We start from the raw sequence: 26,577 nt of genomic DNA, 5'->3' as shown, positions 1-26,577 counted from the left end.
GCTGAAGCGAGCCAATCTCCAGCGCTAGATCGCCGACTACGACATGCGGACCGCCATTGCATAAGGTCCGCCATGAAAATCGTCCTGATCAACCCGCCACATACGGCCATCGGCAGCCGTGTGCCGGACGACCATCTGCCGCCGCTCGGTTTGCTGGCACTGGGCGGTCCGCTGATCGACGCGGGACATCAAGTGCGACTTGTGGACGCCGAATTCGGGCCGATGCCGCTTGCCACGCTGGTCCGGGACGCCTTGAGCGATCATCCCGACTGTATTCTGATCGGCCATTCCGGCTCGACCTCTGCGCATCCGACAGCCCTACTGATCGCCGGCATGGTCAAACACATCGATCCGGCGACAATCCTGATTTATGGCGGCGTGTTTCCGACCTATCACTGGCGCGACATACTGGCCGAAACGGAGGCCTTCGACTTCATCGTTCGTGGCGAGGGGGAGGCGACCATCGTCGCGCTGGTCGAAGCGCTTGAAAAACGCAAGCCGCTGTCGGATGTGGCGGGCATCGCCTTTCGCGACGATTTGCGCCGGCCTTTTGCCACCAACCCGGCAAGGACGATCGCCAATCTCGACGACTACCGCATCGGCTGGGAACTGATCGATATCACTCGCTATAGCTATTGGGGAGGCAAGCGTGCGGTGGTCATGCAGTTCTCGCGAGGCTGTCCGCATCTGTGCAACTATTGCGGCCAGCGGGGGTTCTGGACGCGCTGGCGGCACCGCGACCCCGTGAAGTTCGCGCGGGAGATTGCCTGGCTATACCGCGAGCACCGCGTCGAGCTGATCAACCTTGCCGACGAGAACCCGACCTCGTCCAAAAAAGCCTGGCGCGCCTTTCTCGATGCGATGATCGCCGAGAATGTGCCGGTGCTGATCGTCGGCTCCACCCGCGCCGACGACATCGTCCGCGACGCCGGCAGCCTGCATCTCTATCGCAAGGCCGGCGTCATCCGCTGGCTGCTTGGCATGGAAAATACCGACGAGCAGACGCTCCAGTTGATCCGCAAGGGCGGCAGCACCTCATCCGACCGCGAGGCGATACGGCTGCTGCGCCTCAACGGCATCTTGTCGATGGCGACCTGGGTGGCCGGTTTCGAGGACGAAAGTTTCCGCGACCTCTGGCGCGGCTTCCGCCAGCTGATCGCTTATGACCCCGACCAGATCCAGGCGCTCTATGTGACGCCGCACCGCTGGACGCCGTTCTTCAGGATTGCCAGGGATCGCAAGGTGATCCAGCTGGACGCCCGCCTGTGGGACTACAAGCACCAGGTGCTGCAGATGACCCGCCTCAAGCCGTGGATGTTGTTCTTCGCCGTCAAGCTGATCGAACTGGCCGTGCAGTCGCGGCCCAAGGCCTTGGCGCGCATCCTGTTCCACAAGGATCCGGAGCAACGGCATTCGATGCGCTGGTACACCAAAATGGGCCGCCGCGTCTGGTTCCGCGAAGTCTGGGGCTTTCTGGTTCGCGACCGCCGCCTGAAGAATGGCCCGACGCTCGCCGAATTCTGGGGCGCGCCGCAGGACGAGGAAGAGGAATCGATGGTGGTCGCGCACCCGGCGCGCAGGCTGACACCGCCTGCGACCACGATTTCGTCGCGCGCCTGACCGGCTCGGGCAATCTTTTAACAAGCATACGCAACGTATGTATATTGACATACGGAATGTATGTACCCACTTCGGGATACGGGACGGATATCAGCGACCGCCCCGGAAAATGGAACGCAGCGATCCAAAACCCCGAAGTCTTGCGGGCGGCTCTCACCTTCTCGGAGAAGCCACATCGCGATGGTCGGGACCGGCCTGCCTTGTCTGATTGGAGTGAAACAATGACCAAACGCGATGCGATCTTCCCTGCCGGTCGGCAGGCCCTCTACGAAGTCAATCGCTATTCGGCGGCGATCCGCTCAGGCGGCTTTCTGTTCGTCTCGGGCCAAGTCGGCAGCCGCGAGGACGGATCGCCGGAGCCAGCCTTCGAAAAGCAGGTCCAGCTTGCCTTCGACAATCTCGCGGCGGTGCTGAAGGCCGCCGGTTGCACGTTTGACGACATTGTTGACGTGACCACGTTCCACACCGACCCGGCCAAACAGTGGGAGGCGATTGACGCCGTTCGACTTAGGGCGATCGGTGAACCGCCCTACCCGAACTGGACCGCGGTGGGGGTGAATTGGCTGGCGGGCTTCGATTTTGAGATAAAGGTCATCGCGCGCCTTCCTCAGCCCGGATGATCGATTGGCGGCGAGCGACGAAGGCGGAGACTACCTAGTCGACCGTTCGCCCGCCCGCCTGTCTTGACAAGCGCTGCGATGGTGATCGGATGGTCTTCCGGTCTGTCGCGGCGTTGAACAGACTGAGGCCACTCACGGCACGATCAGCGTGCCGGCGCCGTGTTCGGTGAACAGCTCGAGCAGCACCGCATGCGGCGTCTTGCCGTTGAGGATGACGACGCCAGCGACGCCGCGCTCGATTGCCTCGATGCAGGTTTCAACCTTGGGGATCATGCCGCCCGAGACCGTTCCGTCCTTGATCAGGGCCTTGGCCTCGGCCACGGTCAACTCGTCGATCAGCTTCTTATCCTTGTCGAGCACGCCGGGCACGTCGGTGAGAAACAGCAGGCGCGTCGCCTGGCAGGCGCCGGCGATGGCGCCGGCAAAAGTGTCGGCGTTGATGTTGTAGGTATGGCCGTCGCGGCCGGGCGCCACCGGCGCCAGCACCGGGATCATTTCGGACCGCGCCAGGAGGTCGAGCAATGTGCGGTCGACCTCGACCGGTTCACCGACGAAGCCCAGGTCGAGCACCCGCTCGATGTTGGAATCAGGATCGATCATGGTCTTGCGCGCCTTTTCGGCAAACACCATGTTGCCGTCCTTGCCGCACAGGCCGATCGCCCACTCGCCCTCGGCATTGATCAGCGCGACGATTTCCTTGTTGATCGACCCGGCCAGCACCATCTCGACAATCTCGACGGTCTTCTGGTCGGTGACACGCAAGCCGCCCTCGAATTTGGATTCGATGCCCATCTTGCTGAGCATGGCGCCGATCTGCGGCCCACCGCCATGCACGACGATCGGGTTGACGCCGGATTGCTTGAGCAGTGCGATGTCGCGGGCGAAGGCTTTGCCGAGCGCGATGTCGCCCATCGCGTGGCCGCCATATTTCACCACGACCGTCTTGTTCTCGTAGCGCTGCATATAGGGCAGCGCCCTTGAAAGCAGCGCGGCCTGCATTTCGGCGGTGGCGGCGACATCCGTCATCGGCGTGGTTCCCAGCTTGGCATGAACGGCGGCGTCTTAGCGGGAATTGGACGAGGGGGCAAACGGCTTTGCTGTCACGATCGATCAAATCACCGCCTATGCCGGCACCTGCAGCGGCGCCCGCCGGCCCAGCCATCCCGAGATCTTTTCCATCTGCGCGGCGAACGACAAAAGCGTCTCCTCGTCACCGGGGCGGCCGGCGGCCTGGACGCCTAGCGGCAGGCCGGCATCGGTCACGTAAACCGGAAGCGTGATCGACGGTTGCCCGCTGACGTTCTGGATCGCCGGCCAGTGGGTGAACCAAAGGCTCTTGTCCATCAGCTGGCCGAATAGCGGCTTGAACTTCAGCAGGCCGGCGAGGCGCAGTCTGTCCAGGACATTCTCGATGAATTCGTCGGCGCCTTTCGGGTCCATGGTGCCGCAGGCGAGCGGCGGGTGCGCGATGACAGGCATCAGCACTGCATCATAGTGCGCGGTTTCGGTGATAAGGCGGCGCGAGGTTGCGTGCAGCCGCTGCAGGCCGGCATAGATTTCGCCGGCCGAGAGGATTTCACCGAACCGGCTCATCACGCGCGTGGCGCGTTCGATATCGCCTGAGATGGAGCGGCCGACGCGCAAGGCCTCGCCACGCATCGTGCCGGCCACCGCCGCGGCGACGGTTCTGGCGAAATCGGCGATGAAATCGCGGTCGATATAGGGCAGGTCGATCTCCTCGACGCTGTGCCCGCCTTCGCGCGCCAGCCCAATCGCCGCATCCAGAGCTTTCAAGGTTTCTTCCGAAATCGGCAGGCCGAGCGGCGATTTTCGGTAGAAGGCGAGCTTGAGCTTGCCCGGATCGCGCCCGGCGGCCGCAGTGAAACTGCCGTTCGGCGAGGGTGCCGCGTAGGGCGACAGCGGTTCGGGCCCGTGGGTCAGGTCGAGCAGCAGGGCCGTATCGCGCACCGAGCGGGCCAACGCATGGTCGACGACAAAGCCGTACCAGCTTTCAGTGACGAGCGGCGTCAAGGGCACGCGGCCGCGCGAGGTTTTCAACCCGACCAGCCCGGTACAGGCCGCAGGCACCCTGATCGAGCCGCCGCCATCCGAGGCGTGCGCCACCGGCACGACGCCGGCCGCGACCAGCGCAGCCGCGCCGCCCGAGGAACCGCCGGTCGTGTGAGCGGTGTCCCATGGACTGCGGGTGACGCCGTAAGCCACCGACTCGGTCACCAGCCTCAGCCCGTGTTCGGGTGCGGTGCTGGTGGCGATCGGGACCAGGCCGGCGGCCAGATAGCGTTCCGTCATGACCGAGTTAAAATCGGGGGTGTAGGCTGGGATGCGGCTGCCGCCATGCGTCGGCACGCCCTTCATGGCAATGCCGAGGTCCTTCAGCGCAAAGGGCACTCCGGCAAGCGGCAGCTTGTGGTCGACGGTTTTCGCTCGCGCCCGCGCCGCCTCAAAAAGCGGTTCGGCGATGGCGTTGATCTCCGGCTGGGTGGCCTCGGCCCGGGCGATCGCCGCATCGACGAGATCTTGCGGTGTGATCTCTCCCTTGTGCACGAGTGCGGCCTGGCCGGTTGCGTCATGCTCCCACAGAACCCGCTCGATCGACATGGTCGCCCTCCCGCTCATGGCAAGCTAGCGGGCGGCGATTTCCTTGGCAATCGACGCTGGCGCTGCCAGTGCGCAAGACCATTTCAGTCGTTGCAAATACATTGCAATCGCCTAATTTGGCGGCCGATGACGCCGCAGGACATCAGCAACCTGATTGTCCGGACCTCGATGAAGGACCGGGCTGCGTTCGATCTGCTGTACCGGCAGACCAGCGCGAAACTTTTCGGCGTCTGCCTTCGTGTATTGAAGGATCGGGGAGATGCAGAAGAGGCGCTTCAAGAGGTCTTCGTCAAGATATGGACGAAGGCGGACCGTTTCGCCGTTTCGGATCTGAGCCCGATCTCCTGGCTGGTGGCCATTGCGCGCAATCATGCGATCGATCGGATCAGGGCGCGGCGAGAGCCTGCCGCCTATATCGATGCCGCGCTCGACGTGGCCGATCCGGCGCCGGGGCCGGAGGCCATGGCCGTGGCGGGCGGTGAGTCCGGACGCATCTACCATTGTCTCGATGAATTGGAAAAGGACAGGGCGGCGGCCGTCCGGGGCGCCTATCTGGACGGCAAAAGCTATGCGGAGCTGGCGGAGCGCTATGGCGTACCGCTGAACACGATGCGGACCTGGCTGCGGCGCAGCCTGTTGAAACTGAGAGAATGCCTGGAAAGATGACGCTGGCTGACGACAATGGACCGGAACGTGGGGGCGACGACCTGTTCGCCGCCGAATACGTTCTTGGCGTTCTGGCCGCCGATGAACGCGAGATCGCGTCGCGCCGCATCGATGCGGACGCCGCCTTCGCGCGCCTTGTGGATGCCTGGGAGGCGCATCTTTCGCCGATGGCCGCCGCCTATCCGGAGACAGAGCCTCCGATCAGGGTCAAGGAAGCATTGGACCGCCGGCTGTTCGCTGCAGAGCCGCGCGCCGGCCTCTGGTCGAGCCTTGGCTTCTGGCGCGGTCTTGCCGCCGCCGCCATTGCGGCGCTGGCAATCTATATTGCCTTGCCTTACGTCAATCCACCGGTCGTCGAGCCGCAAACCCGGCTTGTCGCCTCGTTGGCAGCCGAAGGCAGCGATGTCAAATATCTCGTCGTCTACGACGCCGTCCGTCACGATGTCGGCCTTTCCCACGTCTCCGGCGAGCGGACCGCCGGCAAGGACTTCGAGCTGTGGATGATCGAAGGCAAGAACGCGCCGGTGTCGATGGGCGTCATCCCGGCCGGTGCGACCGCGCATCTGGCCATCCCGCCCGCCGTCCGGGAGAAATTGGCGCAAGGCGCCGTGCTTGCGGTCAGCGTCGAGCCTGCCGGCGGTTCGCCGACCGGCCAGCCGACTGGACCGGTGGTCGCAGCGGGCGATCTGAAGAGCATCTGACCGATTCTTGCTTCGGAATAAGACCTGAAATCTATCTCTCACGAACCAAAATCATGCAAAGCTTGTCGGCGGTGACCGATTAGCACATGGAAAATTGAAGCGACACAATATTTCTTACGTGAGGACGAAACTCCGGCATTTCTGTTGCGTATCTTCTTGCGTTCCCGAACGAGGGGAACGATAACCCAAGGAGATTGAAATCATGCGTAAATTCGCCACCCTTTTGCTTGCCGGCACGGTTGCGATTTCTGCGATCGCCACCATTGCCTATGCCCAAAATCCGATGGTCGGCGGCGCCGCCATGTATGCCCAGAAAAACATCGTCGAAAATGCTGTCAACTCGAAGGACCACACGACGCTGGTCGCTGCCGTCAAGGCAGGCGGCCTGATCGATACGCTGCAAAGCGCTGGCCCCTTCACCGTGTTCGCGCCGACCAACGAGGCCTTTGCGGCACTTCCAGCCGGCACGGTGGAGACGCTGCTCAAGCCTGAAAACAAGGACAAGCTCGTCAAGATCCTGACTTGCCATGTCATCGGCGCCAAGGCGATGGCCGCCGACGTCGCCAAGATGGTCAAGGATGACGGTGGCACCCACAAGGTCAAGACGGTCGGTGGTTGCGAACTGTCGCTCAAGACCGACGGCGGCAAGGTCACCGTGACCGACGAGAACGGCAATGTCGCTAATGTGACGATCGCCGATGTCGAGCAGTCCAACGGCGTCATCCACGTCGTCGACAAGGTTCTCCTGCCGAAGATGTAACAAACGCACGCTGCCGGCGAAGATATCGCTAAGGGCCTCCCTGCGCACACTCCGCGCCGTTCACGCAAGTGGATAGGCGCGGAGTCCCGCTTTGAGGACAGCGATCGTCACCGGCTTTTGATTTCCGTCTGGCGGTCGAATTTGGCACAAGCAGTAACAGGAGGAATGGGCATGAACCGTCGCGAGCTTCTTTTGAGTGGTGCGGCAGCCATTGGCGTTGTCGCAGGCGCCACCGCGCTGCGCATGGGCGGAGCCCAGGATGCACGCGCGGCCGAGACTTTCGAGGTTACCAAGACCGAGGCCGAGTGGCGCGCCATCCTGTCCGACGCGGCCTTCAATGTGCTGCGCAAGGAGGGCACGGAATACCCGGGCACCAGTCCGCTGCTCAACGAGCACCGCAAAGGCATCTTCGCTTGCGCCGGCTGCGACCTGCCGGTCTATTCGTCAGAGACCAAGTTCGATTCCGGCACCGGCTGGCCGAGCTTCTGGCAGGAAATCCCCAACGCGATCGGCAAGACCGTGGACAGGTCGTTGGGCATGACCCGCACCGAGGTCCATTGTCGCCGCTGCGGTGGCCATCTCGGCCACGTCTTCGACGACGGTCCGCCGCCGACCGGGTTGCGGCATTGCATCAACGGTGTCGCCTTGACCTTCAAGCCGGCGACGGCCTGAGGATGGCTGCGCCCCTGACTTTGTCGGAGAGCGCTAGAGCATCGGACCCAAAAGTGCGAAGCGGTTTTGGGAAAATCCGATGCTCAAACAAAAAGTTGGAGCGGTGGAGTGTCCGCCGCTCCAAGACTTCGTAATGGTTGATTTTGCGCATGACCCCGAAATCGCTTTTCGGGGTCATGCGCGAGGGCGCCAGGCGGGGGATCCAGCGCGCCTCAATGGCCTCCGCCACCGCCGCCCTGAGCGGCTGGCTTGCGGATCACCAGGGTGAAGAGCCCAAGCGTCGCGAACAAAACCGTCAGCATGAAGAATACGTCCATGAACGACAGCAGCGACGCCTGCTGCTGGACCATGCCTGACAGTTTGGAGATGGCCGCCTTGGAGGCGTCGAGCCCGGCGGTCTGCTCGAAGTTGAGCGTCATGTTCTGCAGCTTCTGCTGCGCAGCGGCACTTCCCCATTGCACGTGCTCGGAGAGCCTGGCGTAATGGAAGGCATTGCGGTCGATCAGCACGGTGTTGATGACTGCCAGGCCGACGGCGCCGCCGAGATTGCGGGTCAGGTTGAACAGGCCAGACGCATTCTTCAGCCGCTCCGGCGGCAAGGTTCCGAGCGCAATGTTGTTGATCGGCACCATGCAAAGCATCATCGAGCAGCCGCGCAGGATCTGCGGGATCAGCAGTTCATAGAAATCCCAGTCGGCGGTGAGATGCGTCATCCACCAGGTCCCCGTGGCGAAGCCGAAGAAGCCGATCATCATCATGATGCGCGGGTCCATCTTGTTCGACAGGATGCCGGAGATCGGCGCAGTGAAGAACATGGCCAGGCCGCTGACGAACAGCGCCTCGCCGATCATCATCGAATCGTAGCCGCGGATCCGCCCCAGGAACACCGGATAAAGATAGGTCAGACCGTAGAGGCCGATGCCGACGACGAAGGAGAACAGCGAGCCGAAGGCAAAATTGATATTGCTGAAAGCCCTCAGATCGACAATCGGCTCCTCGGCGGTGAACACGCGCCAGAAGAACAGCACCGCGCCGAAGGTCATGATGACGGCGCAGATGAACACCGCCTGATCCTGCAGCCAGTCGTTGTTGGGACCTTCCTCCAGCACATATTCCATGCAGCCCAGGAAGGCGGCCATGCCGGCAAGCCCCCACCAGTCGAACTTGCTGAACAGCTTGAGATTGGGTTTGTCGAAGTCGATCAGCGACCAGGCGGCCGTCGTCACCAGAATGCCGGGCACGACGTTGACCAGGAACAGCCAGTGCCAGGACATGGCATGGCTGATATAGCCGCCGACGGTCGGGCCGATGGTTGGCGCCAGCGTCGCCACCAGGCCGATCATCGGCGAGACGATGGCGCGACGCGACGGCGGGAAGATGGTGAAGGCGGCTGCAAAGACGCTCGGGATCATGCCGCCGCCGATGAAGCCCTGCACGGCGCGGTAGACGATCATCTGGTCGATATTGGTTGCGGTCGCCGCCAGCGCGCTGGCCGCGGTGAAACCTGCCGCCGAGATTGTGAACAGCACCCGCGTCGACAGCATCCGGCTGAGGAAGCCCGACAGCGGGATCATCACCACCTCGGCAATCAGATACGCCGTCTGCACCCACGGAATCTCGTCCGAACTGGCGCTCAGGCCCGCCTGGATCTCGGCCAGCGAGGCCGAGACGATCTGGATGTCCAGGATGGCCATGAACATGCCGAACACCATTGCCAGGAAGGCGATGACGCGGCGTGTCGAGATGTGGTCAACCGGCGCCGGCATGGCTGGCGTCGGCGCCGATCCTGCAGTTAGGGTTGCGGTCGCCATGACCTTTGCTCCCGGTTCCGCTTTACTTCGATGCCGAAGGCGCCGTGCGGCTGTCGACGGCGACGACGACGCTCAGGCCGGCGCGCAGCTTGCCCGTCTTCAGCACATCCGCGGGCACGTCGATGCGAACCGGAACGCGCTGCACCACCTTGGTGAAATTGCCTGTGGCGTTTTCCGGCGGCAGCAGCGAGAACACTGCTCCCGAAGCCGGGGCCAGCGACGACACGGTACCCTCGATGTCCTGACCGTCGATCGCGTCGACCGACACTCTGACCTTTTCACCAGGCACCAGCCGGGCAAGCTGGGTCTCCTTGAAGTTGGCGACGATGTAGAGCTTGTCCATTGGCACGATGACGGCGAGCTTCTGTCCGGGGCTGATCAGGTCGCCCTGCTCGACCGAGCGGTTGCCGACCACGCCGTCATAGGGTGCGCGCAGCACGGTGAAGGACAGATCCCGCACCGCCTTGTCGTGGGCAAGCTGCAGCGAGCCCAGCGTACTTGCCGATTCCGCCCGCTGCGCCTGGAGCACGCCGATATTCGCCTGAGCCGCCGCGATCTGCGCGTCGGCGCCGGCTAGTGCGGCATTGGCTTGCTCGACCGCCGTCTGGGCATCGTCCAACTGGGCCTGGGTACCGACGCGGGTCTTGAGCAACTGGGCGGCACGAACCTGAGCTCGCTTGGCATTATCGGCCGCGGCCTGGTCGGCGGTCTTCTGCGCCTGCGCCTGCTTGAGCGAGGCGCGCGCCGCCTCGGTCTGGGCATCGATGCGGTCGAGCGTCTTGCTCAACGTGGCGATCTGCGCCTCGGCCTGGGCAACGGCTATCTTGTAGTCACCGTCATCGACGATCAGCAGCGGGTCGCCGGCCTTCACCTGCTGGTTCTCGGTCACTTTGACCTGATCGACATAACCCGAGATTTTTGGCGAGATGAACGCGGTGTCGGCCTGGACATAGGCATCGTCGGTCGTGATCATGAAGCGCCCGTCGGTCCAGTAATCATAGCCATACCAGGCGCCGGCGCCCAGCAGGGCCAGGCCGATGATGGGCAGCAACATCGAGCGCATCGACCGCTTCTTCTTGGCGGGAGCCAGCGGGGTGACGTCGGCGGGCTTGAGAGGGGTTTCCGGCGCTTCGATCGCAGGCTGGACCTTGGCACTGGGGAAGGGGCGGACTTCGGCACTGGTGGGCGCGTTCGAGGACATGATAGTCTCTCTAAATTAACTGGCGCTGAATTTTGTCAGACTGAACCGTTCGGTTCGATCTCGACGTTGACTTAGCGCTTAAAGAGGACCATATCAAGAGCAATCGAACCGGATGGTTCGAATTATTTTACGAGGTGTGACATTATGGCCGAAGTCCCCAAGGCCGCTCCTTTGCCTGGTTCAGGCTCATTGCCCAGCGCTGGCAAGGACCAGTGCGATCTGCTGGACAGTCTGCCGCGCGGCCGCCCGGCCGCGGGTCAAGACCCGGTCAAGCGCAGCCAGATCATCGACGGTGCGCGCCGTGTCTTCATCGAAAAGGGCTTCGAAGCCGCGTCGATGAACGACATTACGCGCGAGGCCGGCGTGTCCAAGGGCACCATCTATGTCTACTTCGCCAACAAGGAAGAGCTCTTCGAAGCGCTGATCGAGGAAGAGCGCGGCACGATTTTCAAGAACATGTATGAGGTGCTCGACCAGATCGGCGACCTTCGCCAGACGTTGGTGAAGTTCGGCATCGTGCTGTCCATGAAGATCACTTCGGCGAGGGTCATCCTGGCGCAGCGGACGGTGATCGGCGCGTCGGAACGCATCCCGGAGCTTGGTGCCCGGTTCTACGAACGCGGCCCGAAGCGTGGCCATGACAGGGTCGTCGTTTTCCTCAACATGGCTATCGAACGCGGCCTGCTGAAGATCGACGACGTCGAGCTTGCCGCCTATCAGTTCACCGAGCTGTGTCTGGCCGGTCTTTTCCGCCAGTGCATTTTCGCCTATCGCACCAAGGCGCCAAGTGTGGCCGAGATCGAACACATCGTCAGGTCGGGCGTCGATGTGTTCCTGAAGGCCTACGGCACCGAACAGCTTGCAGAGCAGGAACGGGCCTCCAGCCCCGCCTGACAGGCTGCCAGGGTCGGTGGCCTATCCGCCATTGGCGGCGAGCACGATCGCCGCACGCAGTTCCTCGAGACCCTCGCTCTTTTCCGACGACGTGGCGAGCACGAAGGGGAAGGCCGCCGGTCGTTTCTTGATCTTCTGGAGCGTTTCCTCGACCAGTCGCGGTACCCCCGCCGCCTTGATCTTGTCGGTCTTGGTCAGCACGATCTGATACGACACCGCCGCCTTGTCGAGCAGCGACAGCACCTCGTCGTCCTTGGCCTTGATGCCATGGCGGGCGTCGATCAGCACGTAGACGCGCTTCAGCGTCACCCGGCCCTTCAGGTAGTCGAACACGAGCTTCGTCCACTCGTCGACCTTTTCCTTCGGCGCCGTGGCGTAGCCATAGCCCGGCATATCGACCAGTGCCATCGGCGGCAGATCGGCGCCTTCTCCCGAAAATCCGCCCGGCACGAAATAGTTGAGCTCTTGCGTCCGGCCCGGCGTGTTGGAGGTGCGCGCCAGCCCCTTCTGGTTGACCAGCGCGTTGATCAGCGACGATTTGCCGACATTGGAGCGGCCGGCAAAGGCGATCTCGGGTGGACCCTCCGGCGGCAGGAATTTCATCGCCGGCACGCCGCGGATGAAGATCCAGGCTCGCGTGAACAATTCGATGCCGATCGTGGTCTTGTTCAACGCGTTCAAACCGCTGCCTCCAGAAGAAAAATGTTGCTGCCACGAATGGCATCGAGATTGCGGCTGATCTTTTCCACCGGCCAGTGCCACCACGCCAGCGCCAGCAGCCGCCGGATGGTCCCGTCATCGAAGCGCATCTTCACCACCTTGGCCGGATTGCCGGCGACGATCGCATAGGCCGGCACATCGTGCGTCACCACCGACTTTGCCGCCACAATGGCGCCGTCGCCGATCTTGACGCCCGGCAGCATCACCGCTTCCATGCCGATCCAGACGTCGTTGCCGACGATTGTGTCGCCACGCACCTCCTTCGACCATGTCGCCGGGTCGAAGCCTTCTTCCCAGCCGTGGCCAAAGATATTGAACGGATAGGTCGAAAAGCCGGACATGGCGTGATTGGCGCCGTTCATGATGAAACGCGCGCCCTCGGCGAGGGCGCAGAACTTGCCGATGACCAGCCTGTCGCCGATGAACGGATAATGATGCAGCACGCATTTTTCGGCGAATTTGTCAGGTCCGTCAGGGTCGTCATAATAGGTGAAGTCGCCGATCTCGATATTAGGCGCCGTCACCAGCGGTTTCAGAAAGCCGACGCGTGTGTGCAACGGGATCGGATGCTTGATCGATGGATTGGGTCCGGTCATATCGAGCTCCGTCGAGCACCTGCCAGGCAGGTCAAAATAGCGCGATCCGTCCCGCAGTACCAATCGCTTAATCCAGGCCGGCAGCTTGTGCAAAAAGCCCCGGACGAACCGGGGCTTTCTGGTTTCGCATTATCGGAGCGCCGGCTATTCCGCCGGCGACGGTTTCTTGCGGAACAGCGCGACCAGATTGTCCCACAATTCGATCTTGGCGCCCTGCCGCTTCATGATCACGCCCTGCTGCAGGATCGACAACGTGTTGTTCCAGGCCCAGTAGATGACGAGGCCGGCCGGAAAACCCGCCATCATGAAGGTGAAGATCACAGGCATCCAGGTGAAGATTGCCGCCTGCGTCGGGTCCGGCGGCGTCGGGTTCATGCGCATCTGCAGGAACATCGTCACGCCCATGATCAGAGGCCAGACGCCGATCATCAGCATGTGCGGCAAGGTGATCGGGATCAGCCCGAACAGGTTGAAGATCGATGTCGGATCCGGCGCCGCCAGATCCTGGATCCAGCCGAAGAACGGCGCGTGCCGCATCTCGATGGTGATGTAGAGCACCTTGTAGAGCGAGAAGAACACCGGGATCTGCAACGCCACCGGCCAGCAACCGGCGAGCGGATTGATTTTCTCGGTCTTGTACAGCTCCATCATCGCCTGCTGCTGCTTCATCTTGTCGTCCGCGTATTTCTCGCGGATCTCGAGCATCTTGGGCTGCACCTTCTTCATGTTCGCCATCGACGCATAGGACTTGTTGGCGAGCGGGAAGAACAGCGCTTTGACGATGACGGTGGTGGCGAGGATCGCCAGGCCGAAATTGCCGAAGAATTTGTAAAGCGTGTCGATCAGCCAGAACATCGGCTTGGTGATGAAATAGAACCAGCCCCAGTCGATCAGCAGGTCGAACTGGCGAATATGACGGTCCTTTTCATAAGCGTTGATCGTCGAAACTTCCTTGGCGCCGGCGAATATCTCCGACTCCACGGTCGTCGATTGCCCGGGAGCGACCGTGACGGGATCGGACAGGAAATCGGACTGGTAGCTGTGAGGATGGGGCCCGCTTTTGAACTCGAAATAAGAGAATTTGGGCTGAAATTCGCGGCCGCTAGGCGGCACCAGGGTCACCGCCCAATACTTATCGGTGATGCCCAGCCAGCCGTCGGTCGACTTGCCTGGCTTGTATTCCTTGTCCGATTCGACGCTGGAGTATTTGTATTCCTGCAGGCCCTCGCTTCCGGTAACGCCGATCAGGCCCTCGTGCAGCACATAGGTGCTGGCGATGGCCGGCTTGTCGAAACGCGTAACGCGGCCATAGTTCGACAACGTCGCCGGCGCCGAGCCGCCGTTCTGAACCGTGTCGGATACGGTGAACATATATTGGCTGTCGACGGAGAAGGTGCGCTTGAAGGTCAGGCCCTTGTCGTTGGTAAAGGTCAGCGTGACCGGCGTCGCCGGTGTGAGCGTCGCCTTGCCGTCGGTCTGCCAGACCGTGTCGGGGCCGGGCAGCGTGCCCACATCCGGCGCGCCAGAAAAGCCGATCTCGGCGAAATAGCCGTTCGGCAGGGACGCCGGGTTGAGCAACGCGATCTCGGGCGAGGTCTTGTCGACCGTCTCCCTGTAATGCTTGAGCCGGAGGTCATCGAGGCGCGCACCGGTGAGGTTGATCGAACCTTCGAGGCTCGGCGTGTCGATCTTGACGCGGCTGGTCGAGGCAATCGCCTGGTCGCGGCCGGCCGGCGTCACCGCATCGCCGCCAGGCGCGCTCGGAATGGCGCCGGGCTGTACCGGTGTTTCGCTGGCGCCCGGACTGGTGCCTTCGGCGGCCTTCTTCTGCTCCGCCACGCGCTGCTCTTCGATCCGGGCGGCTTCGCGCTGCATCTCGCTGCGCGGCATCACATAGAAATATTGCCAAAGCGCCAGGATCAGCACCGACAGTGCGATGGTGATGAAGAAGTTGCGGTTGTTTTCCATCGAAGCCCTTGGCCTATCGTGTTCCACGCAATCTGCGGGAGAGTTCGGCCTTCAACTGGCCAAACGGAGTGGTAAGCACGTCTTCGCGCCCGACGATGACATAATCATTGCCCGGCGCCATGTCATCCGCGGCATGCGTGCGCACGGCCTCTCTCAGCCGCCGCCGGATGCGGTTGCGAACGACGGCGTTGCCGACCTTCCTGGTGACGGTATAGCCGACGCGCGGCGCTTCGCAGTCGCCGCGGCCCAGAACCTCGACGAGGAAAAGCCGTCCGCGGCGCTTTTCGCCGCGGCGGACAGCCAGGAATTCCGCGCGCTTCAGAAGCCGCTTGGGATGGGCACCCGTTGGCTTGCCGGTTGCGGGCAACGATCTTGTCTCTCGCTTGGTGCTCAGGCGCTGAGACGCTTGCGGCCGCGGTTGCGGCGGGCTGCGACGACGCCGCGGCCACCCTTGGTGGCCATGCGGGCACGGAAGCCGTGCCTGCGTTTGCGGACGAGTTTGGACGGCTGGTAAGTACGCTTCATTTGTTTAAATACCGCGGGGTGCGGCCCTTCTTGATTCTGTCACTTTGTAACAGGAGCTTTGCCGGGCCGGTTTTGGCGCGATCGAAACCGCGCCGGGACGAATGGCCCGAGCGTGAGCGGGCTTATAGAAAGAAGGGTTTTGGAAGTCAATCCAGCGCGTCGGGCCGGCGTTGTCGGACCGGGAGGGACGTCTTGCGGCCCTTTGTCCGGCTTCGACCAAGGATGAATTTGGCAAAAAAGCCGCAATCGCCTAATCTCACCCGATCAAGCGATCGTGAAGACAAGCAGTCCTTAAGACAAGCAGCCGTGATGACAGGCAGCCGTGACGACGAGCATGAGTGAAGTCCCAGCAACCGACGAAAGCATCGCCGAGGCGAAGGCCGCCACCCGCAGGGTGCCCTTGGCGCGCGGCCTGTCGACCAAGTTGCTGCTGCTCACCATCGTCTTCGTGCTCTTGGCTGAAATCCTCATCTTCGTGCCCTGGATCGCCAGTTACCGGCTGAGTTGGCTGAAGGAGAGGCTGAGTACTGCCGCTGCTGTTTCCATCGTCCTGGTGCAGGGCGAACCTGCCTCGCTGTCGCGTGCCGCCCAGAACGACGTGCTGATGGCGATCGGCGCCAAGGCGATCGCGGTGCGCGACGGCGGCGTCTCGCGGCTGCTGGTCGTGGCCGAAATGCCGCCGCAGGTGGACGAGCATATCGATATCGCCAATGTCGGCATGATCAAGGGCATGACCGGCGCGCTGGACACGCTGTTTTTCGGCGGCAAGAGGATGCTGCGCGTTTTCGGGCCGGTCGGCGACAGCGACAAGGAGTTCGAGCTGATCATGCCCGACCACCGCCTGCGCAATGCCATGCTGATCTATTCGCGCAACGTCGCCTTCGTCTCGCTGCTGATTTCGCTGTTCACCGCCATGCTGGTCTACGCCGCGATAGACCTGATCATGATCGGCCCGATCAGGACGATGACGCGCTCGATGCTGTCCTTTTCCGAGGCGCCCGACGATCCCGGTCGCATCATTCACCCCGCCGCCCGGGCCGACGAGATCGGCGTCGCCGAACGCGAGCTGTCGCAGATGCAGGAGCGGCTGCAAAAGATGCTGACCGAGCAGAAGCACCTGGCCGATCTCGGCCTGGCCGTGTCGAAGATCAACCACGACATGCGCAACATCCTTGCCTCGGCGCAGCTGATGTCGGACCGCCTGCGCCAGGTAAAGGACCCGACTGTTCAGGCCTTCGCGCCAAAACTGCTGCGCGCGCTCGATCGCGCCGTGTCCTATTCGGAAGGCGTGCTGTCCTATGGCCGCACCCAGGAGCCGCCGCCGTCGCGTCGCAGGCTGCGGCTCCGCCAGTTGGTCGAGGACGTCCAGGGCCTGCTCGACATCGAATGCGGCATCGAATTCGTCAACGCCGTCGATCCGGTGCTCGAGGTCGACGCCGATTCCGATCAGCTGTTCCGCGTGCTCACCAATCTTAGCCGCAACGCCGTGCAGGCGATGGCGGCGGACACCGAGAGCGCCGTAGTGCGCCGCCTGACCATATCGGCCGAGCGCATCGGCAGCGTCAGCCGCATCGTCGTCACCGACACCGGCCCCGGCCTGCCGCCGAAGGCGCGCGAAAACCTGTTCGCGGCGTTTCGCGGCTCGGCCCGCAGCGGCGGCACCGGCCTTGGCCTGGCGATCGCCCATGAATTGATCCGCGCCCATGGCGGCACGGTGGAGCTGGTCGAAAGCATCGGCGGCCGCACCACATTCGCCGTCACCATTCCCGACCAGCCGGTCCGGCTCGACCAAGCCCGCAACGGCCTGCGCCGCCCGGCGTAACGAACCGTTTCGTTACGGACCGTTTCAATTCGCAAATGGTTGGTCCGGGACTAAGAGTCATCGGCTCGGCCGCCGTGCAACGGCTTGTTTCGTTACGGACCGTTCCGATTGGCAAATGACCGATCCAAGACGACGACCTATCGGCTCGGCCGCCGCGTGACGCGATCTTACCTTCGCCGGCCGGCGCATGACGGCAAAACGTGACGGCAAAACTTTTGGCCAGGATCGGCTTGCTTTTCGCAAATTCAGTCGCTAGGGAACAGCTCACATTCGCGGCCGGTCGCCAGGATCGGATCGCGGGGCTATGCAAAGCATGGCCTGTTGCGCGCCCGTAGCTCAGCTGGATAGAGCACCAGACTACGAATCTGGGGGTCAGGAGTTCGAATCTCTTCGGGCGCGCCATTTGTAATGTACATCCCAATCCACCGGCATCGATGGACCGCTTAGCCGCTCATCATTGCCATCGTGGTGGCGCTTTAGCGGTTACCGGCAAATCTGCGGGATTCCCGGCGCTGAGAAACGGCTTCTCCTTGGGGGATGAGCCACGGCTGGTCGGCTGATGTTTAGGACCGCCTTGCATGCAGGCGACTGCATGCGCTGCCGCCGCCCGCCACGGCGGCGGCGAACTCGATCACACGTGCGTTGCCGCTATCGAGCATTCGTACTAACCTCTGCCCTTCTTGAAATCGTGCCGGGTCCTCAGGCTTGCCTTGGGAGATGCTAATGCGCGGGTTCTTGCCTTTCATTCTGTTGGTGCTTCTACACATTCCGATTGTATCGCATGCCGCCTCCATCCACGACGCCGCCATGAAGGGCGATGTCGCCGGGATCACGGCAGCGCTCGACGCTGGTGCCGGCGTCGATGAGAGCGACGGGGGCGCGACACCACTCTATCTTGCGGTTAGGGGCGGGCATTTTGCGGCGGCAAAACTGCTCATGGAACGCGGTGCCGACGTTAACGCCGCCCCGACGCCGCTTTTGGGGCCTGCGCTCATGCCGGCTTTGGCAAAACGCAGGATCGACCTGATCAATCTGTTGCTGGATGGGGGCGCAAATCCAAATTCGAAGCGCAGCCGCGAAAACGCACTCCACATCGCGGTGAATCTCGGTTGTTTCGACTGCGTGAAGGCACTGGTCGAGGCCGGCGCGGACGTGAATGCGAAGACAAAGGACGGCAAGACACCGCTCCATCTGGCAAAATTCAAGGGGCAACGCGAAGTTGCCGACTATCTCATGTCGCACGGCGTCGTCTTGCCAACACCAGCTCCGATCTCGATGAAGTTGGCTACTGCCGATGTCGAGAAAGGCCGAACCTACTTCACCCGCCTGTGTGCCGGTTGCCACAATGCCGAGCCACAGGGAGCGACCAAGACGGGACCCAACTTGTGGAGCGTCGTCGGTCGCGACAAGGCGTCTGTGGCAAAAATGCGTTACTCCGACGCTTTGCTCGACTGGGAGGGTGTATGGACGTACGAGGATCTGAACAGATATCTCTTCGGACCCATGCTCACCACGCCGGGCGTTTACATGGAGACGCCTGGTGTTCCGGACGAGACCGAACGGGTCGACCTGATCGCCTACTTGCGCACACTCAGCGACAAGCCGATCCCGCTGCCCTGAACGTTAGCCCCAGGAGGGCCGCGGCCGGATTGCGCCCAACGCCGATGAGCGCTCGAATTCTGCATGGAGGTCACTTCGCTTCCCCTTGACGAATGACCGGTTGGATCCGATTTTGGCTGTTCAGGGGTGGCAAGGGACAGTTTATGGCGCGCAAGGCGGACCTTCGGCTCCGAGCGGTGATCTGAGAAATCGATAGGCGCAGCAATAACATACGAGTTCCCAGTTTCATCCTCTTCGGGCGCGCCATCAATCCAATGCACGGCCCGCCTCATGGGGCCTCTCGGGCGCGGTGAGCTCATAGCCGCCCGACTATGACCGTGACCGGCGCCGATGGTCGGAGGGTCGCGAGGGCTGAGCGCCATCCCTGCCAAAAGAGGGGATGGTCTGCTGATGCCGACTCAGTCGGCCTGCTTGATCTCCGGACCCAGTTCAGTCGGCGGCGCTGGCGTGCAATCCTGGCCGGTGCATTCCTGCACGGGATCTTTCGCCGGCGGGAGACAGTTTTGGCCTTCACAATGAACGGGCGGCTGCACTGTTGCGGCTTTGTTGTTCGGCGGCACAGGCCGATCCTCAGCGCGAACGGTAGGCATTCCAAGGTCGATCATGGCCGTGCACAAGAGCGCAATCCGAAGCAAATTCATTTCCGCCTCCGCAACTGACAGCCAGATGCAGACTACACGTTTGACCTGCGGCCAACATCCTGTCACCCGCGAACGGCGTTAACAGCGCGTTTCATTGCTGGCCAGCAGGGCGCGCGATTGAGATCGAGTGTCGTCCTCTTCCTAACAAACATCGCCAGGAACAGGCGTTCGGCGTGAGATGGCTGAAGCCAACCTTCCGATTTTCCGATACGCTCGTTTGAGGGTTTGAGGTGCCTTAGGGCTTTCGCGCATTCGAGGTTCTTCAGGTCTTTCACGGGGGGAACATACATGATGGCATTCAACAGCGTCCGCTTCCAGGTCAAGCCGGGAAGTGAAGACGAATTCGTCGAACTGTTCAGCAGCGCTCCGCGCAATTTCGAGGGATTGCGAAAAATGGCTCTCATCAAATCCGGAGATGGCGCCTTCTTTTCGATTGGAGAGTGGGACACTTTCCAGCACATGGTCGATGCTCGGCCCAAAATGCGAGGCAATCTTGATCGGTTCCGGCATACGTTGCAGCAGCTTGAAGGCGGATATACGGATGCTGTTTCCGGCGAGGCCGTCTTCGAAACGGACGGCAGGAGCGGCGGCAGGTCGGTGTAGTGTTCGCATTTCGACAAAGCTTATGCCGTGCGCATCTCCCGCCACTCACCTAAACCGCACATTCCCACTGGAAAGCTCTGCCACCGACCTGCATCCCATCAGCCGCATGTCGCGTTCGATTTCGGTTCGCATCAGGCCGAGCGCCCGTTCGACGCCGGCCTGTCCGGCGGCTGCCAGCGGGAAGAGATAGTAGCGCCCGATACCGACGGCCTTGGCACCCAACGACAGGGCTTTCAGCACATGCGTGCCGCGCTGGACGCCGCTGTCGATGATCACGTCTATCCTGTCGCCCACCGCGTCGACGATCTCTGACAGCTGGTCGAAGGGACTGCGCGAGCCGTCCAACTGCCTGCCGCCATGATTTGACAGAACGATGCCGGTGCAGCCGATGTCGACGACCTTTCTGGCATCGGCAACGCTCATGATCCCCTTCAGGCAAAACTGGCCGTTCCAGAAGCGGACCATGTCTTCGACGTCCTTCCAATCCAGCGACGGGTCGAGGATCTCCGTGAAATAGCGGCTGATGGAAAGCGCTCCGCCACCGAGATCGATATGGCCGTCCAACTGCGGCAGGCTGAACTTTTCGTGCGTCAAATAGTCGATGGCCCATCTCGGCTTGATCGCGAACTGCATCATACCGCCGAGCGTAAGCCGAAAGGGGATCGAAAAGCCGGTCCGCAGGTCACGCTCGCGGTTTCCGCCGGTGACGCTGTCGACGGTCAGCATCATCACCTCGACGCCGGACGCCTTGGCGCGCTCCATCATGGCGCGGTTCAGGCCGCGATCCCTGTGGAAATAGAACTGATAGACCTGCGGCGTCCTGTGCTTGCGGACTTCCTCCAGGCTGACCGTGCCGAGCGATGAGACGCCGAACATCGTGCCGAACTTCTCCGCCGCCGCGGCGACGGCGCGCTCGCCGCTATGGTGGAACAGTCGCTGGAGAGCCGTCGGCGAGCAATAGACCGGCATCGCCAGTTTCTGGCCCATGACGGTGACCGACATGTCGATCTGCCCGACACCGGCAAGCACGTTTGGGACGAGGTCGCAGTCCTCGAACGCAGCCGTGTTGCGCCGCAGCGTCGTCTCGTCGTCCGCGCCGCCATCGATATAGTCGAAGATCGGTCCTGGCAGGCGCTGTCTGGCCAGCCTGCGAAAGTCCTGAAAATTATAGCAGCTTTGCAACCTCATAGGGCTCAATCGGATCTATGCGGGGCGCGATGTCAAGCCTATGCAATTGTCGATCGCCGACTATTCCGCCGCCTCGCGTCAGCCCGCCACCGCGCCAACCGACTCCCGCTCCACCAGCGGGCATTCGAGCTTGGTGATGGGATGGCGGCCACGACCGGGAGGGGCGGGGACTTCCAGCTGCTCGATCGCCCATTGCCCCATCGCCATATGCGGCAGGATCGACGTCGTCAGCGGGGGGAACAGATGGCGCGCGATCTCCTCGTCGTCATAGCCGACCACCGAAATATCCTGGGGGATGTGCAGGCGGGCCTCCTTCAGCGCCTCGTAGCAGCCGATCGCGGTGCGGTCGTTCTGGCAGAAGATGGCGGTCGGCCGGTCTTTCAGCGCCAGTAGCTTGATGGTCGCGGCATAGCCGGCGCTCGCCGACCAATCGCCTTCGACGACCAAGGCCGGGTCGAACGGGATGTCGGCTGTCGCCAGCGCCCGGCGGTAGCCCTTCAGCCGGTCCTGCGCCGCCTGCATCCATGGCTCGCCGGTGATGGTGGCGATACGGCGATGGCCATGGCTGATCAGGTGCCGGGTCGAGCTCTGGCCGCCGGCGATCTCGCTCGGCACCACGGCGGGGAAGGCATAGTCGGCGGTGTAGCAGTTGAGCAGGATGACCGGAATGTCGAGGCCGTAGAGATACTCCGGCGCGACGATCTCGCGGGTGAAGATGGTCATGTAGATCAGCGCCGAAATGCCCTGCTTGGTCAGCGCCGCGATGGCCCGGGGCTCCATCACCTCGTCGCCCATGGTCTGCGCCACCAAAAGTACATTGCCAGCGTTCCACGAGGCTTGCCGCGCCCCTTCAATGGCGACGACCGCCTCCGGGCTGGTCGCCAATTGGTCGACGGCGAAGCCGATCACGCCATCCAGCCCGTCAAAAGCGGCAACCGGGGCTCGCAGGGCGGAAAACACCGGCGGCGCATAACTGAGGGCCCGCGCCGCCTCTATCACCCGCTCACGAGTTTGCTGCGATAGCCTGATGCCCGGCGTGTTGTTGAGGACGAACGAAACCGTCGCCTGCGAACAACCGGCGGCCCTGGCGATGTCGGTCATGGTAACGCGGCCTCTGGGGTTTTTCCCGGACGGTTTGCGCCGCCTTGTACCCTCAAGGACGGGATCGCGTAGTGGTTCGTTCATGTCATTCGTCCCTCAAATCTCGCATTTGTAAGGTAAAGCGATGCTAATAGATATAAGTGCCGTCTTAAGTGATTTAGTCGCGAATCCGACGTGACAGCGCATTGGGAGGCCCCTTTCTTGTGAGAATCCCGATTAAACTAATACTCTTTACTAATATCCGGCGGCCCTATAACGTCAATCCATCATGCTCGGACGAACATCGGACCCGCGCATGTTCGGAACGTAAGCCAGCCTAGTGGCGGACAGTTCCCGTCAACCGAAGCTCGCCTGCCGTTTCGAGGAAATGTCAGACAAATCGGACTATTTACGAACGACGAATGAGTCTCTAAAGTCGACGATCGCGGCTGGAATGGCGTCGTTCTTCGCTGCCGGAACCCTGAGGAGGAGGGCGTCCAAGCCGCGCCGGCACGTTCATCATCAGCGAAAATTACTGAGTCAAATGGGAGGTTGAATATGAAATCTGCGATACGAAATGCGTCCGTCGCCGCTGCGGCCCTGCTGCTCGGCCTGTCCGTGAGCGCAATTGCGCGGGCCGACGACAAGCCGACACTGGCCTTCGTCGTCAACGGCGCTTCCGATTTCTGGAAGGCTGCCGAAGCCGGGGTCAAGAAGGCTCAAGGCGAATTGCCCAATTACAATCTAGAACTCAAATATCCGGAGCAGTCCTCGGTCGCCATCCAGCAGCGCCTGATGGACGATCTGGTGACGGCCGGTGTTAAGGCGATCATGGTCTCGGCCGTCGATCCCAAGACGTCGACCGACGGGCTGAACAAGATCGCCTCGGAAACGGCGTTGTTCACCACCGACAGCGACGCACCGCAGACCAAGCGTGTCGCCTATATCGGCTCGTCCAATGTCGATGCCGGCAAGCAGGCGGCAGAGATTGCCAAGAAGGCGATGCCAGATGGCGGCAAATGCCTCGGCTTCGTCGGCCTGCTCGGCGCCGACAATGCCAAGGAACGCATCCAGGGCATGAAGGACGGCCTCGCCGGCACCAAGATCGAACTGGTCGACGTGCGTGGCGATGACATCGACCAGGCCCGCGCCAAGAAGAACGTCGAGGACGCGCTGGTCGCCAGCCCCGACGTCACCTGCATGGTCGGCTTCTATTCCTACAACACGCCGCGTATCTATGAGGCGCTGCGCGATGCCGGCAAGCTCGGCCAGATCACCGTCGTTGGCTTCGACGACGATCCGATCACGCTGGGCGGCGTCAAGGAAGGCACCGTCGCCGCCACCGTCGTGCAGCAGCCCTTCGAATGGGCCTATCAGGGAATGAAGCTGATGGCCGCCTATCTCGAAGGCAACAAGTCGGGCGTTCCCGCCGATGGACTGATCATCATCCCGACCAAGATCATCGGCAAGGACGATGTCGACGCCTACGCCGCCAGCCTCAAGGCGATGTCTGGAAACTGAGCAAACTAGGTTGCGCCGGCTCAAGGTTCGCCTTGAGCCGGCGTTCTATTGACGGGCCTCGCGAGGCCCGTCAGTCTGAGTCCAAAACGGCTCACCGGCTGCTGTCAGGCGTGATGAATTATTCCGACCCATCCATCGTTGCATCCACGGACGCTCCGTTCCTGAGCCTCAACGGTGTGCGCAAGACCTATCCCGGCGTTGTCGCGCTGGACGGGTTCTCGATCGAGGTCAGGCCCGGCGAGGTCATCGGCCTGGTCGGCGAAAACGGCGCCGGCAAATCGACGCTGATGAAGATCCTCGGCGGCGTCACCAGGCCGGACACCGGCACCATCATTGTCGATGGCGCCGCCCATGACGGGCTGACTGTCGAGGCCAGCATCGGTTCGGGCATCGCCTTCGTCCACCAGGAACTCAACCTGTTCGAAAACCTCGACGTTGCCGCCAATATCTTCTTCGGCCGCGAACCGCTGCGCGCCGGCCCGCTCAAGCTGGTCGACCGCGCCAGGCTGCGAGCGCTGGCGGCGCCGCTGCTCAAACGCGTGGGCGCCAATTTCTCGGCCGATACGCCGGTATCGGCGCTGTCGCTGGCCCAGCAGCAAATGGTCGAGATCGCCAAGGCGCTGTCGATCAAGGCAAGGCTGGTTATCCTCGACGAGCCGACCTCGAGCCTGCCGATCGCCGAAACCGACAAGCTGCTTGGTGTCATCAAGGCGCTGAAGGCAGACGGCATCAGCGTCATTTTCATCTCACACCGCCTGCACGAGGTCGAGCGCGTCGCCGACCGCGTCGTCGTGCTCAGGGACGGCATGCTCGCCGGAACTTTGCCGAAGAGCGCCATCAATCACGACCAGATGGTCAAGCTGATGATCGGCCGCATGCTCAAGGAGAGGGAGAAGGCCGCAGAATCGGCGCGCCCGCCGGGCTCTGTCGCGCTGTCGGTCAAGGCCATTCGCACCGCCGCCTATCCCGACCGGCCCGTCGACCTCGACGTCAGGCATGGCGAGATCCTCGGCCTTGCCGGTCTCGTCGGCTCCGGTCGGACGGAGCTGGCGCGCGTGCTGTTCGGCATCGACAAGAGCTTTGGCGGCTCGTTCCAGCTTGACGGAAAAGATCTGGTTCTTGGTTCGGCCGCGGACGCAGTGGCCAACGGTATTTTCCTCGTCCCGGAAGACCGCAAGCTGACCGGCATCCTGCTCGATCTGTCGATTGCCCAGAACATCTCGCTGCCCAATCTGCCGGCGCATTCGCGGCGCTCGCTGGTCTCGGCCAGCGCCGAGGCCGCCACCGCCGAGAAACAGAAGACCGATCTGGGCATCAGGGCGCCCACCGTGCAGACGCGTACCGGCACGCTGTCGGGCGGCAACCAGCAAAAGGTCGTGCTGGCCAAATGGCTGGCGATGAAGCCGAAGGTGATGATCCTCGACGAGCCGACACGCGGCATCGACATTGGCGCCAAGGCCGAGATCTACGGGCTGATGCGGGCGCTGGCCGATGCCGGCGTCGCCGTGCTGATGATCTCCAGCGACATGGAGGAGGTGATCGGTGTTTCCGACCGCATCGCCGTCATGCATGAAGGCCAGATCTCCGGCATTCTCGACAAGGACCGGTTCAGCCAGGAAAACGTGCTGCTGCTGGCGGTCGGCAAGCACCCGAAATAGTTCGCCGGCATTGGGAGAAGACGATGAGCAAGAAAGATCTCGGCCTGCTGATCCTGATCCTGGTGGTCGGCGCGGTGGTGGCGATCATCAACCCGCGCTTCCTGCTGCCGATCAATCTCGCCAACACTTCGAACCTGATCGGGTTGTTCGGCATCCTGTCGATCGGCCAGGCTTTCGTCATCATCACCGGCGGCATCGAATTGTCGGTCGGCTCGGTGGTTGCGCTGCTCGGCGTGCTGTTCATCGACTTCATCGCCACGCGCGGCATGGCCTGGCCGGTCGCCCTGCCGCTGATCCTGGTGCTCGGCGGCATCATCGGGCTGGCGCATGGCTGGCTGATCACCCGGCTCAAATTGCAGCCTTTCGTGGTGACCTTGTGCGGCCTGCTGATCTATCGCGGCGTGGCGCGCTTCTATACCGCCGACGGCACCGCCGGCTTTGCCTTCGGACAGAACTTCCCGGAACTCGAGTTCCTGACGGCGGGGCGGTCCTGGGGCGTGCCGAACAGTTTCATCGCGCTGATCGTCATCGCCGTCGTCATGTGGGTGGTGCTGCACCGTTCGGTGTTCGGGCGATATCTCTACGCCATCGGCAAGAACGAGGAAGCGGCGAAATATTCCGGCATCCGCACCGGCCGCATCGTCATGGCCGCCTATGTCATCTGCGGCGTGCTGACGGCGCTGTCGGCTATCTATTTCGCCATGTACACACGCTCGATCTCGCCGGCGAGCCACGGCCAGTTCTACGAGCTCTACGCCATCGCGGCAGCGGTGCTCGGCGGCTTCTCGCTGCGCGGCGGCGAAGGCTCGCTGATCGGCGTCCTGCTCGGCACGGTGCTGCTGCAGGAGTTGCAGAACCTCGTCAACCTGCTCGGTATCCCGTCCTCGCTCAACTTCGCCGTGATGGGCGGGGTGATCCTCATCGGCGTTCTGGTCGACCAGCAATGGGGCGTGTTCAGGGCGCGGCGGCGGATGCTGGAAGCCACCCGCAAGGGCGTGGCGGGTGCTGCCGCGGAATGACGCAAAAATAGCTGGATGAAATACGCCGACTGCCATTGGCAGGCATGAAAAG

At 62.5% G+C, this 26,577-nt stretch carries 24 protein-coding genes and 1 tRNA gene; 14 read left to right on the top strand and 11 right to left on the bottom strand.

Annotated features, from left to right (window positions below):
• Positions 1–72 precede the first annotated feature (72 nt).
• Both bchE and NKH37_RS09730 read left to right on the top strand, forming a co-directional pair.
• Positions 73–1,620, top strand: coding sequence for a magnesium-protoporphyrin IX monomethyl ester anaerobic oxidative cyclase (gene bchE, locus NKH37_RS09735; protein WP_352495033.1), 1,548 nt, complete (start codon positions 73–75; stop codon positions 1,618–1,620).
• A 221-nt stretch (positions 1,621–1,841) separates the two neighbouring features.
• Positions 1,842–2,240 carry a RidA family protein gene (locus tag NKH37_RS09730; protein ID WP_352495032.1) on the top strand — a complete coding sequence of 133 codons (399 nt, stop codon included), beginning with the start codon at positions 1,842–1,844 and terminating at the stop codon, positions 2,238–2,240.
• Positions 2,241–2,372: 132 nt separating this feature from the next.
• Here NKH37_RS09730 and argB read toward each other — a convergent pair whose 3' ends face one another.
• Together argB and NKH37_RS09720 are read right to left on the bottom strand one after the other, a co-directional pair.
• Positions 2,373–3,266, bottom strand: a complete 894-nt coding sequence (gene argB, locus NKH37_RS09725; protein ID WP_023677482.1) for an acetylglutamate kinase — start codon at positions 3,264–3,266, stop codon at positions 2,373–2,375.
• A 96-nt stretch (positions 3,267–3,362) separates the two neighbouring features.
• A complete protein-coding gene (locus tag NKH37_RS09720) occupies positions 3,363–4,859 on the bottom strand; it encodes an amidase (protein WP_353040968.1) in 1,497 nt (498 codons plus the stop codon).
• 126 nt (positions 4,860–4,985) lie between these two features.
• Between NKH37_RS09720 and NKH37_RS09715 the strand changes: the two genes are divergently transcribed.
• From NKH37_RS09715 to msrB, 4 genes are all read left to right on the top strand, one after another.
• Positions 4,986–5,525 carry a sigma-70 family RNA polymerase sigma factor gene (locus tag NKH37_RS09715; protein WP_352856015.1) on the top strand — a complete coding sequence of 180 codons (540 nt, stop codon included), beginning with the start codon at positions 4,986–4,988 and terminating at the stop codon, positions 5,523–5,525.
• On the top strand, positions 5,522–6,226 hold the full coding sequence (locus NKH37_RS09710; protein WP_352484356.1) for an anti-sigma factor: 705 nt from the start codon (positions 5,522–5,524) through the stop codon (positions 6,224–6,226). Before NKH37_RS09715 ends, NKH37_RS09710 begins: the two co-directional genes overlap by 4 nt.
• A gap of 202 nt (positions 6,227–6,428) precedes the next feature.
• The gene (locus NKH37_RS09705; RefSeq protein ID WP_353005803.1) at positions 6,429–6,986 is read left to right on the top strand and encodes a fasciclin domain-containing protein; all 558 of its coding nucleotides are present in this window, start codon (positions 6,429–6,431) and stop codon (positions 6,984–6,986) included.
• 171 nt (positions 6,987–7,157) lie between these two features.
• Positions 7,158–7,658: a peptide-methionine (R)-S-oxide reductase MsrB gene (msrB, locus tag NKH37_RS09700; protein WP_292655897.1), complete on the top strand. Its 501-nt coding sequence runs from the start codon at positions 7,158–7,160 to the stop codon at positions 7,656–7,658.
• A gap of 212 nt (positions 7,659–7,870) precedes the next feature.
• Here msrB and NKH37_RS09695 read toward each other — a convergent pair whose 3' ends face one another.
• Together NKH37_RS09695 and NKH37_RS09690 are read right to left on the bottom strand one after the other, a co-directional pair.
• Positions 7,871–9,424, bottom strand: a complete 1,554-nt coding sequence (locus tag NKH37_RS09695) for a DHA2 family efflux MFS transporter permease subunit (protein WP_352588947.1) — start codon at positions 9,422–9,424, stop codon at positions 7,871–7,873.
• Positions 9,425–9,491: 67 nt separating this feature from the next.
• Positions 9,492–10,670: an HlyD family secretion protein gene (locus NKH37_RS09690; RefSeq protein WP_352539957.1), complete on the bottom strand. Its 1,179-nt coding sequence runs from the start codon at positions 10,668–10,670 to the stop codon at positions 9,492–9,494.
• A 144-nt stretch (positions 10,671–10,814) separates the two neighbouring features.
• On the opposite strand from NKH37_RS09690, the gene NKH37_RS09685 reads away from it, so the two are divergent.
• Positions 10,815–11,564, top strand: coding sequence for a TetR/AcrR family transcriptional regulator (locus tag NKH37_RS09685; RefSeq protein WP_352640278.1), 750 nt, complete (start codon positions 10,815–10,817; stop codon positions 11,562–11,564).
• Between the two features lie 21 nt (positions 11,565–11,585).
• On the opposite strand, the gene yihA is transcribed toward NKH37_RS09685, so the two are convergent.
• The 5 genes from yihA to rpmH form a co-directional block, all read right to left on the bottom strand.
• Positions 11,586–12,245, bottom strand: a complete 660-nt coding sequence (gene yihA, locus NKH37_RS09680; protein ID WP_352472343.1) for a ribosome biogenesis GTP-binding protein YihA/YsxC — start codon at positions 12,243–12,245, stop codon at positions 11,586–11,588.
• Complete coding sequence (locus tag NKH37_RS09675) at positions 12,242–12,880, bottom strand: CatB-related O-acetyltransferase (RefSeq protein ID WP_353005804.1); 639 nt, start codon at positions 12,878–12,880, stop codon at positions 12,242–12,244. The genes yihA and NKH37_RS09675 overlap by 4 nt, the downstream gene beginning before the upstream one ends.
• 144 nt (positions 12,881–13,024) lie before the next feature.
• Entirely contained in the window at positions 13,025–14,848 is a 1,824-nt protein-coding gene (gene yidC / locus NKH37_RS09670; protein ID WP_023718215.1) for a membrane protein insertase YidC, read from the bottom strand.
• A gap of 13 nt (positions 14,849–14,861) precedes the next feature.
• Positions 14,862–15,215 carry a ribonuclease P protein component gene (gene rnpA / locus NKH37_RS09665; RefSeq protein ID WP_352484313.1) on the bottom strand — a complete coding sequence of 118 codons (354 nt, stop codon included), beginning with the start codon at positions 15,213–15,215 and terminating at the stop codon, positions 14,862–14,864.
• Between the two features lie 23 nt (positions 15,216–15,238).
• Positions 15,239–15,373 (bottom strand): 50S ribosomal protein L34, encoded by a 135-nt coding sequence (gene rpmH, locus NKH37_RS09660; protein WP_008833937.1) that lies wholly within the window; start codon positions 15,371–15,373, stop codon positions 15,239–15,241.
• A gap of 334 nt (positions 15,374–15,707) precedes the next feature.
• Here rpmH and NKH37_RS09655 point away from each other — a divergent pair, with 334 nt between their 5' ends.
• The 4 genes from NKH37_RS09655 (at position 15,708) to NKH37_RS09640 (ending at position 20,059) form a co-directional block, all read left to right on the top strand.
• Positions 15,708–17,195, top strand: a complete 1,488-nt coding sequence (locus NKH37_RS09655; protein ID WP_023718217.1) for a sensor histidine kinase — start codon at positions 15,708–15,710, stop codon at positions 17,193–17,195.
• A 325-nt stretch (positions 17,196–17,520) separates the two neighbouring features.
• Positions 17,521–17,597 (top strand) — tRNA-Arg (locus NKH37_RS09650).
• A 315-nt stretch (positions 17,598–17,912) separates the two neighbouring features.
• Entirely contained in the window at positions 17,913–18,815 is a 903-nt protein-coding gene (locus tag NKH37_RS09645) for an ankyrin repeat domain-containing protein (RefSeq protein ID WP_353041041.1), read from the top strand.
• Positions 18,816–19,744: 929 nt separating this feature from the next.
• Positions 19,745–20,059, top strand: a complete 315-nt coding sequence (locus tag NKH37_RS09640) for an antibiotic biosynthesis monooxygenase (protein ID WP_353005806.1) — start codon at positions 19,745–19,747, stop codon at positions 20,057–20,059.
• A gap of 45 nt (positions 20,060–20,104) precedes the next feature.
• Here NKH37_RS09640 and NKH37_RS09635 read toward each other — a convergent pair whose 3' ends face one another.
• Together NKH37_RS09635 and NKH37_RS09630 are read right to left on the bottom strand one after the other, a co-directional pair.
• Positions 20,105–21,247 (bottom strand): alpha-hydroxy acid oxidase, encoded by a 1,143-nt coding sequence (locus tag NKH37_RS09635; RefSeq protein ID WP_353005807.1) that lies wholly within the window; start codon positions 21,245–21,247, stop codon positions 20,105–20,107.
• A gap of 78 nt (positions 21,248–21,325) precedes the next feature.
• Positions 21,326–22,348: a LacI family DNA-binding transcriptional regulator gene (locus tag NKH37_RS09630; RefSeq protein WP_353005808.1), complete on the bottom strand. Its 1,023-nt coding sequence runs from the start codon at positions 22,346–22,348 to the stop codon at positions 21,326–21,328.
• Between the two features lie 537 nt (positions 22,349–22,885).
• On the opposite strand from NKH37_RS09630, the gene NKH37_RS09625 reads away from it, so the two are divergent.
• The 3 genes from NKH37_RS09625 (at position 22,886) to NKH37_RS09615 (ending at position 26,525) form a co-directional block, all read left to right on the top strand.
• Entirely contained in the window at positions 22,886–23,848 is a 963-nt protein-coding gene (locus NKH37_RS09625; protein ID WP_352484310.1) for a sugar-binding protein, read from the top strand.
• A 113-nt stretch (positions 23,849–23,961) separates the two neighbouring features.
• Positions 23,962–25,506: a sugar ABC transporter ATP-binding protein gene (locus NKH37_RS09620; RefSeq protein WP_353005809.1), complete on the top strand. Its 1,545-nt coding sequence runs from the start codon at positions 23,962–23,964 to the stop codon at positions 25,504–25,506.
• Between the two features lie 23 nt (positions 25,507–25,529).
• Positions 25,530–26,525, top strand: coding sequence for an ABC transporter permease (locus tag NKH37_RS09615; RefSeq protein ID WP_023677502.1), 996 nt, complete (start codon positions 25,530–25,532; stop codon positions 26,523–26,525).
• Positions 26,526–26,577: the final 52 nt, after the last annotated feature.

The sequence above is a fragment of the Mesorhizobium sp. M1217 genome (assembly GCF_040318275.1).
In the GTDB taxonomy this organism is placed as follows: domain Bacteria; phylum Pseudomonadota; class Alphaproteobacteria; order Rhizobiales; family Rhizobiaceae; genus Mesorhizobium.
The sequence above is the reverse complement of the archived record's forward strand: the minus strand, read 5'-3'. Positions and strand labels throughout refer to the sequence as shown.

Coding starts and splice junctions, on each gene's coding strand:
- bchE (WP_352495033.1), top strand. CDS start 73: ATGAAAATCGTCCTGATCAACCCGCCACATACGGCCATCGGCAGCCGT.
- NKH37_RS09730 (WP_352495032.1), top strand. CDS start 1,842: ATGACCAAACGCGATGCGATCTTCCCTGCCGGTCGGCAGGCCCTCTAC.
- argB (WP_023677482.1), bottom strand. CDS start 3,266: ATGACGGATGTCGCCGCCACCGCCGAAATGCAGGCCGCGCTGCTTTCA.
- NKH37_RS09720 (WP_353040968.1), bottom strand. CDS start 4,859: ATGTCGATCGAGCGGGTTCTGTGGGAGCATGACGCAACCGGCCAGGCC.
- NKH37_RS09715 (WP_352856015.1), top strand. CDS start 4,986: ATGACGCCGCAGGACATCAGCAACCTGATTGTCCGGACCTCGATGAAG.
- NKH37_RS09710 (WP_352484356.1), top strand. CDS start 5,522: ATGACGCTGGCTGACGACAATGGACCGGAACGTGGGGGCGACGACCTG.
- NKH37_RS09705 (WP_353005803.1), top strand. CDS start 6,429: ATGCGTAAATTCGCCACCCTTTTGCTTGCCGGCACGGTTGCGATTTCT.
- msrB (WP_292655897.1), top strand. CDS start 7,158: ATGAACCGTCGCGAGCTTCTTTTGAGTGGTGCGGCAGCCATTGGCGTT.
- NKH37_RS09695 (WP_352588947.1), bottom strand. CDS start 9,424: ATGCCGGCGCCGGTTGACCACATCTCGACACGCCGCGTCATCGCCTTC.
- NKH37_RS09690 (WP_352539957.1), bottom strand. CDS start 10,670: ATGTCCTCGAACGCGCCCACCAGTGCCGAAGTCCGCCCCTTCCCCAGT.
- NKH37_RS09685 (WP_352640278.1), top strand. CDS start 10,815: ATGGCCGAAGTCCCCAAGGCCGCTCCTTTGCCTGGTTCAGGCTCATTG.
- NKH37_RS09675 (WP_353005804.1), bottom strand. CDS start 12,880: ATGACCGGACCCAATCCATCGATCAAGCATCCGATCCCGTTGCACACA.
- yidC (WP_023718215.1), bottom strand. CDS start 14,848: ATGGAAAACAACCGCAACTTCTTCATCACCATCGCACTGTCGGTGCTG.
- rpmH (WP_008833937.1), bottom strand. CDS start 15,373: ATGAAGCGTACTTACCAGCCGTCCAAACTCGTCCGCAAACGCAGGCAC.
- NKH37_RS09655 (WP_023718217.1), top strand. CDS start 15,708: ATGAGTGAAGTCCCAGCAACCGACGAAAGCATCGCCGAGGCGAAGGCC.
- NKH37_RS09645 (WP_353041041.1), top strand. CDS start 17,913: ATGCTAATGCGCGGGTTCTTGCCTTTCATTCTGTTGGTGCTTCTACAC.
- NKH37_RS09640 (WP_353005806.1), top strand. CDS start 19,745: ATGATGGCATTCAACAGCGTCCGCTTCCAGGTCAAGCCGGGAAGTGAA.
- NKH37_RS09635 (WP_353005807.1), bottom strand. CDS start 21,247: ATGAGGTTGCAAAGCTGCTATAATTTTCAGGACTTTCGCAGGCTGGCC.
- NKH37_RS09630 (WP_353005808.1), bottom strand. CDS start 22,348: ATGACCGACATCGCCAGGGCCGCCGGTTGTTCGCAGGCGACGGTTTCG.
- NKH37_RS09625 (WP_352484310.1), top strand. CDS start 22,886: ATGAAATCTGCGATACGAAATGCGTCCGTCGCCGCTGCGGCCCTGCTG.
- NKH37_RS09620 (WP_353005809.1), top strand. CDS start 23,962: ATGAATTATTCCGACCCATCCATCGTTGCATCCACGGACGCTCCGTTC.
- NKH37_RS09615 (WP_023677502.1), top strand. CDS start 25,530: ATGAGCAAGAAAGATCTCGGCCTGCTGATCCTGATCCTGGTGGTCGGC.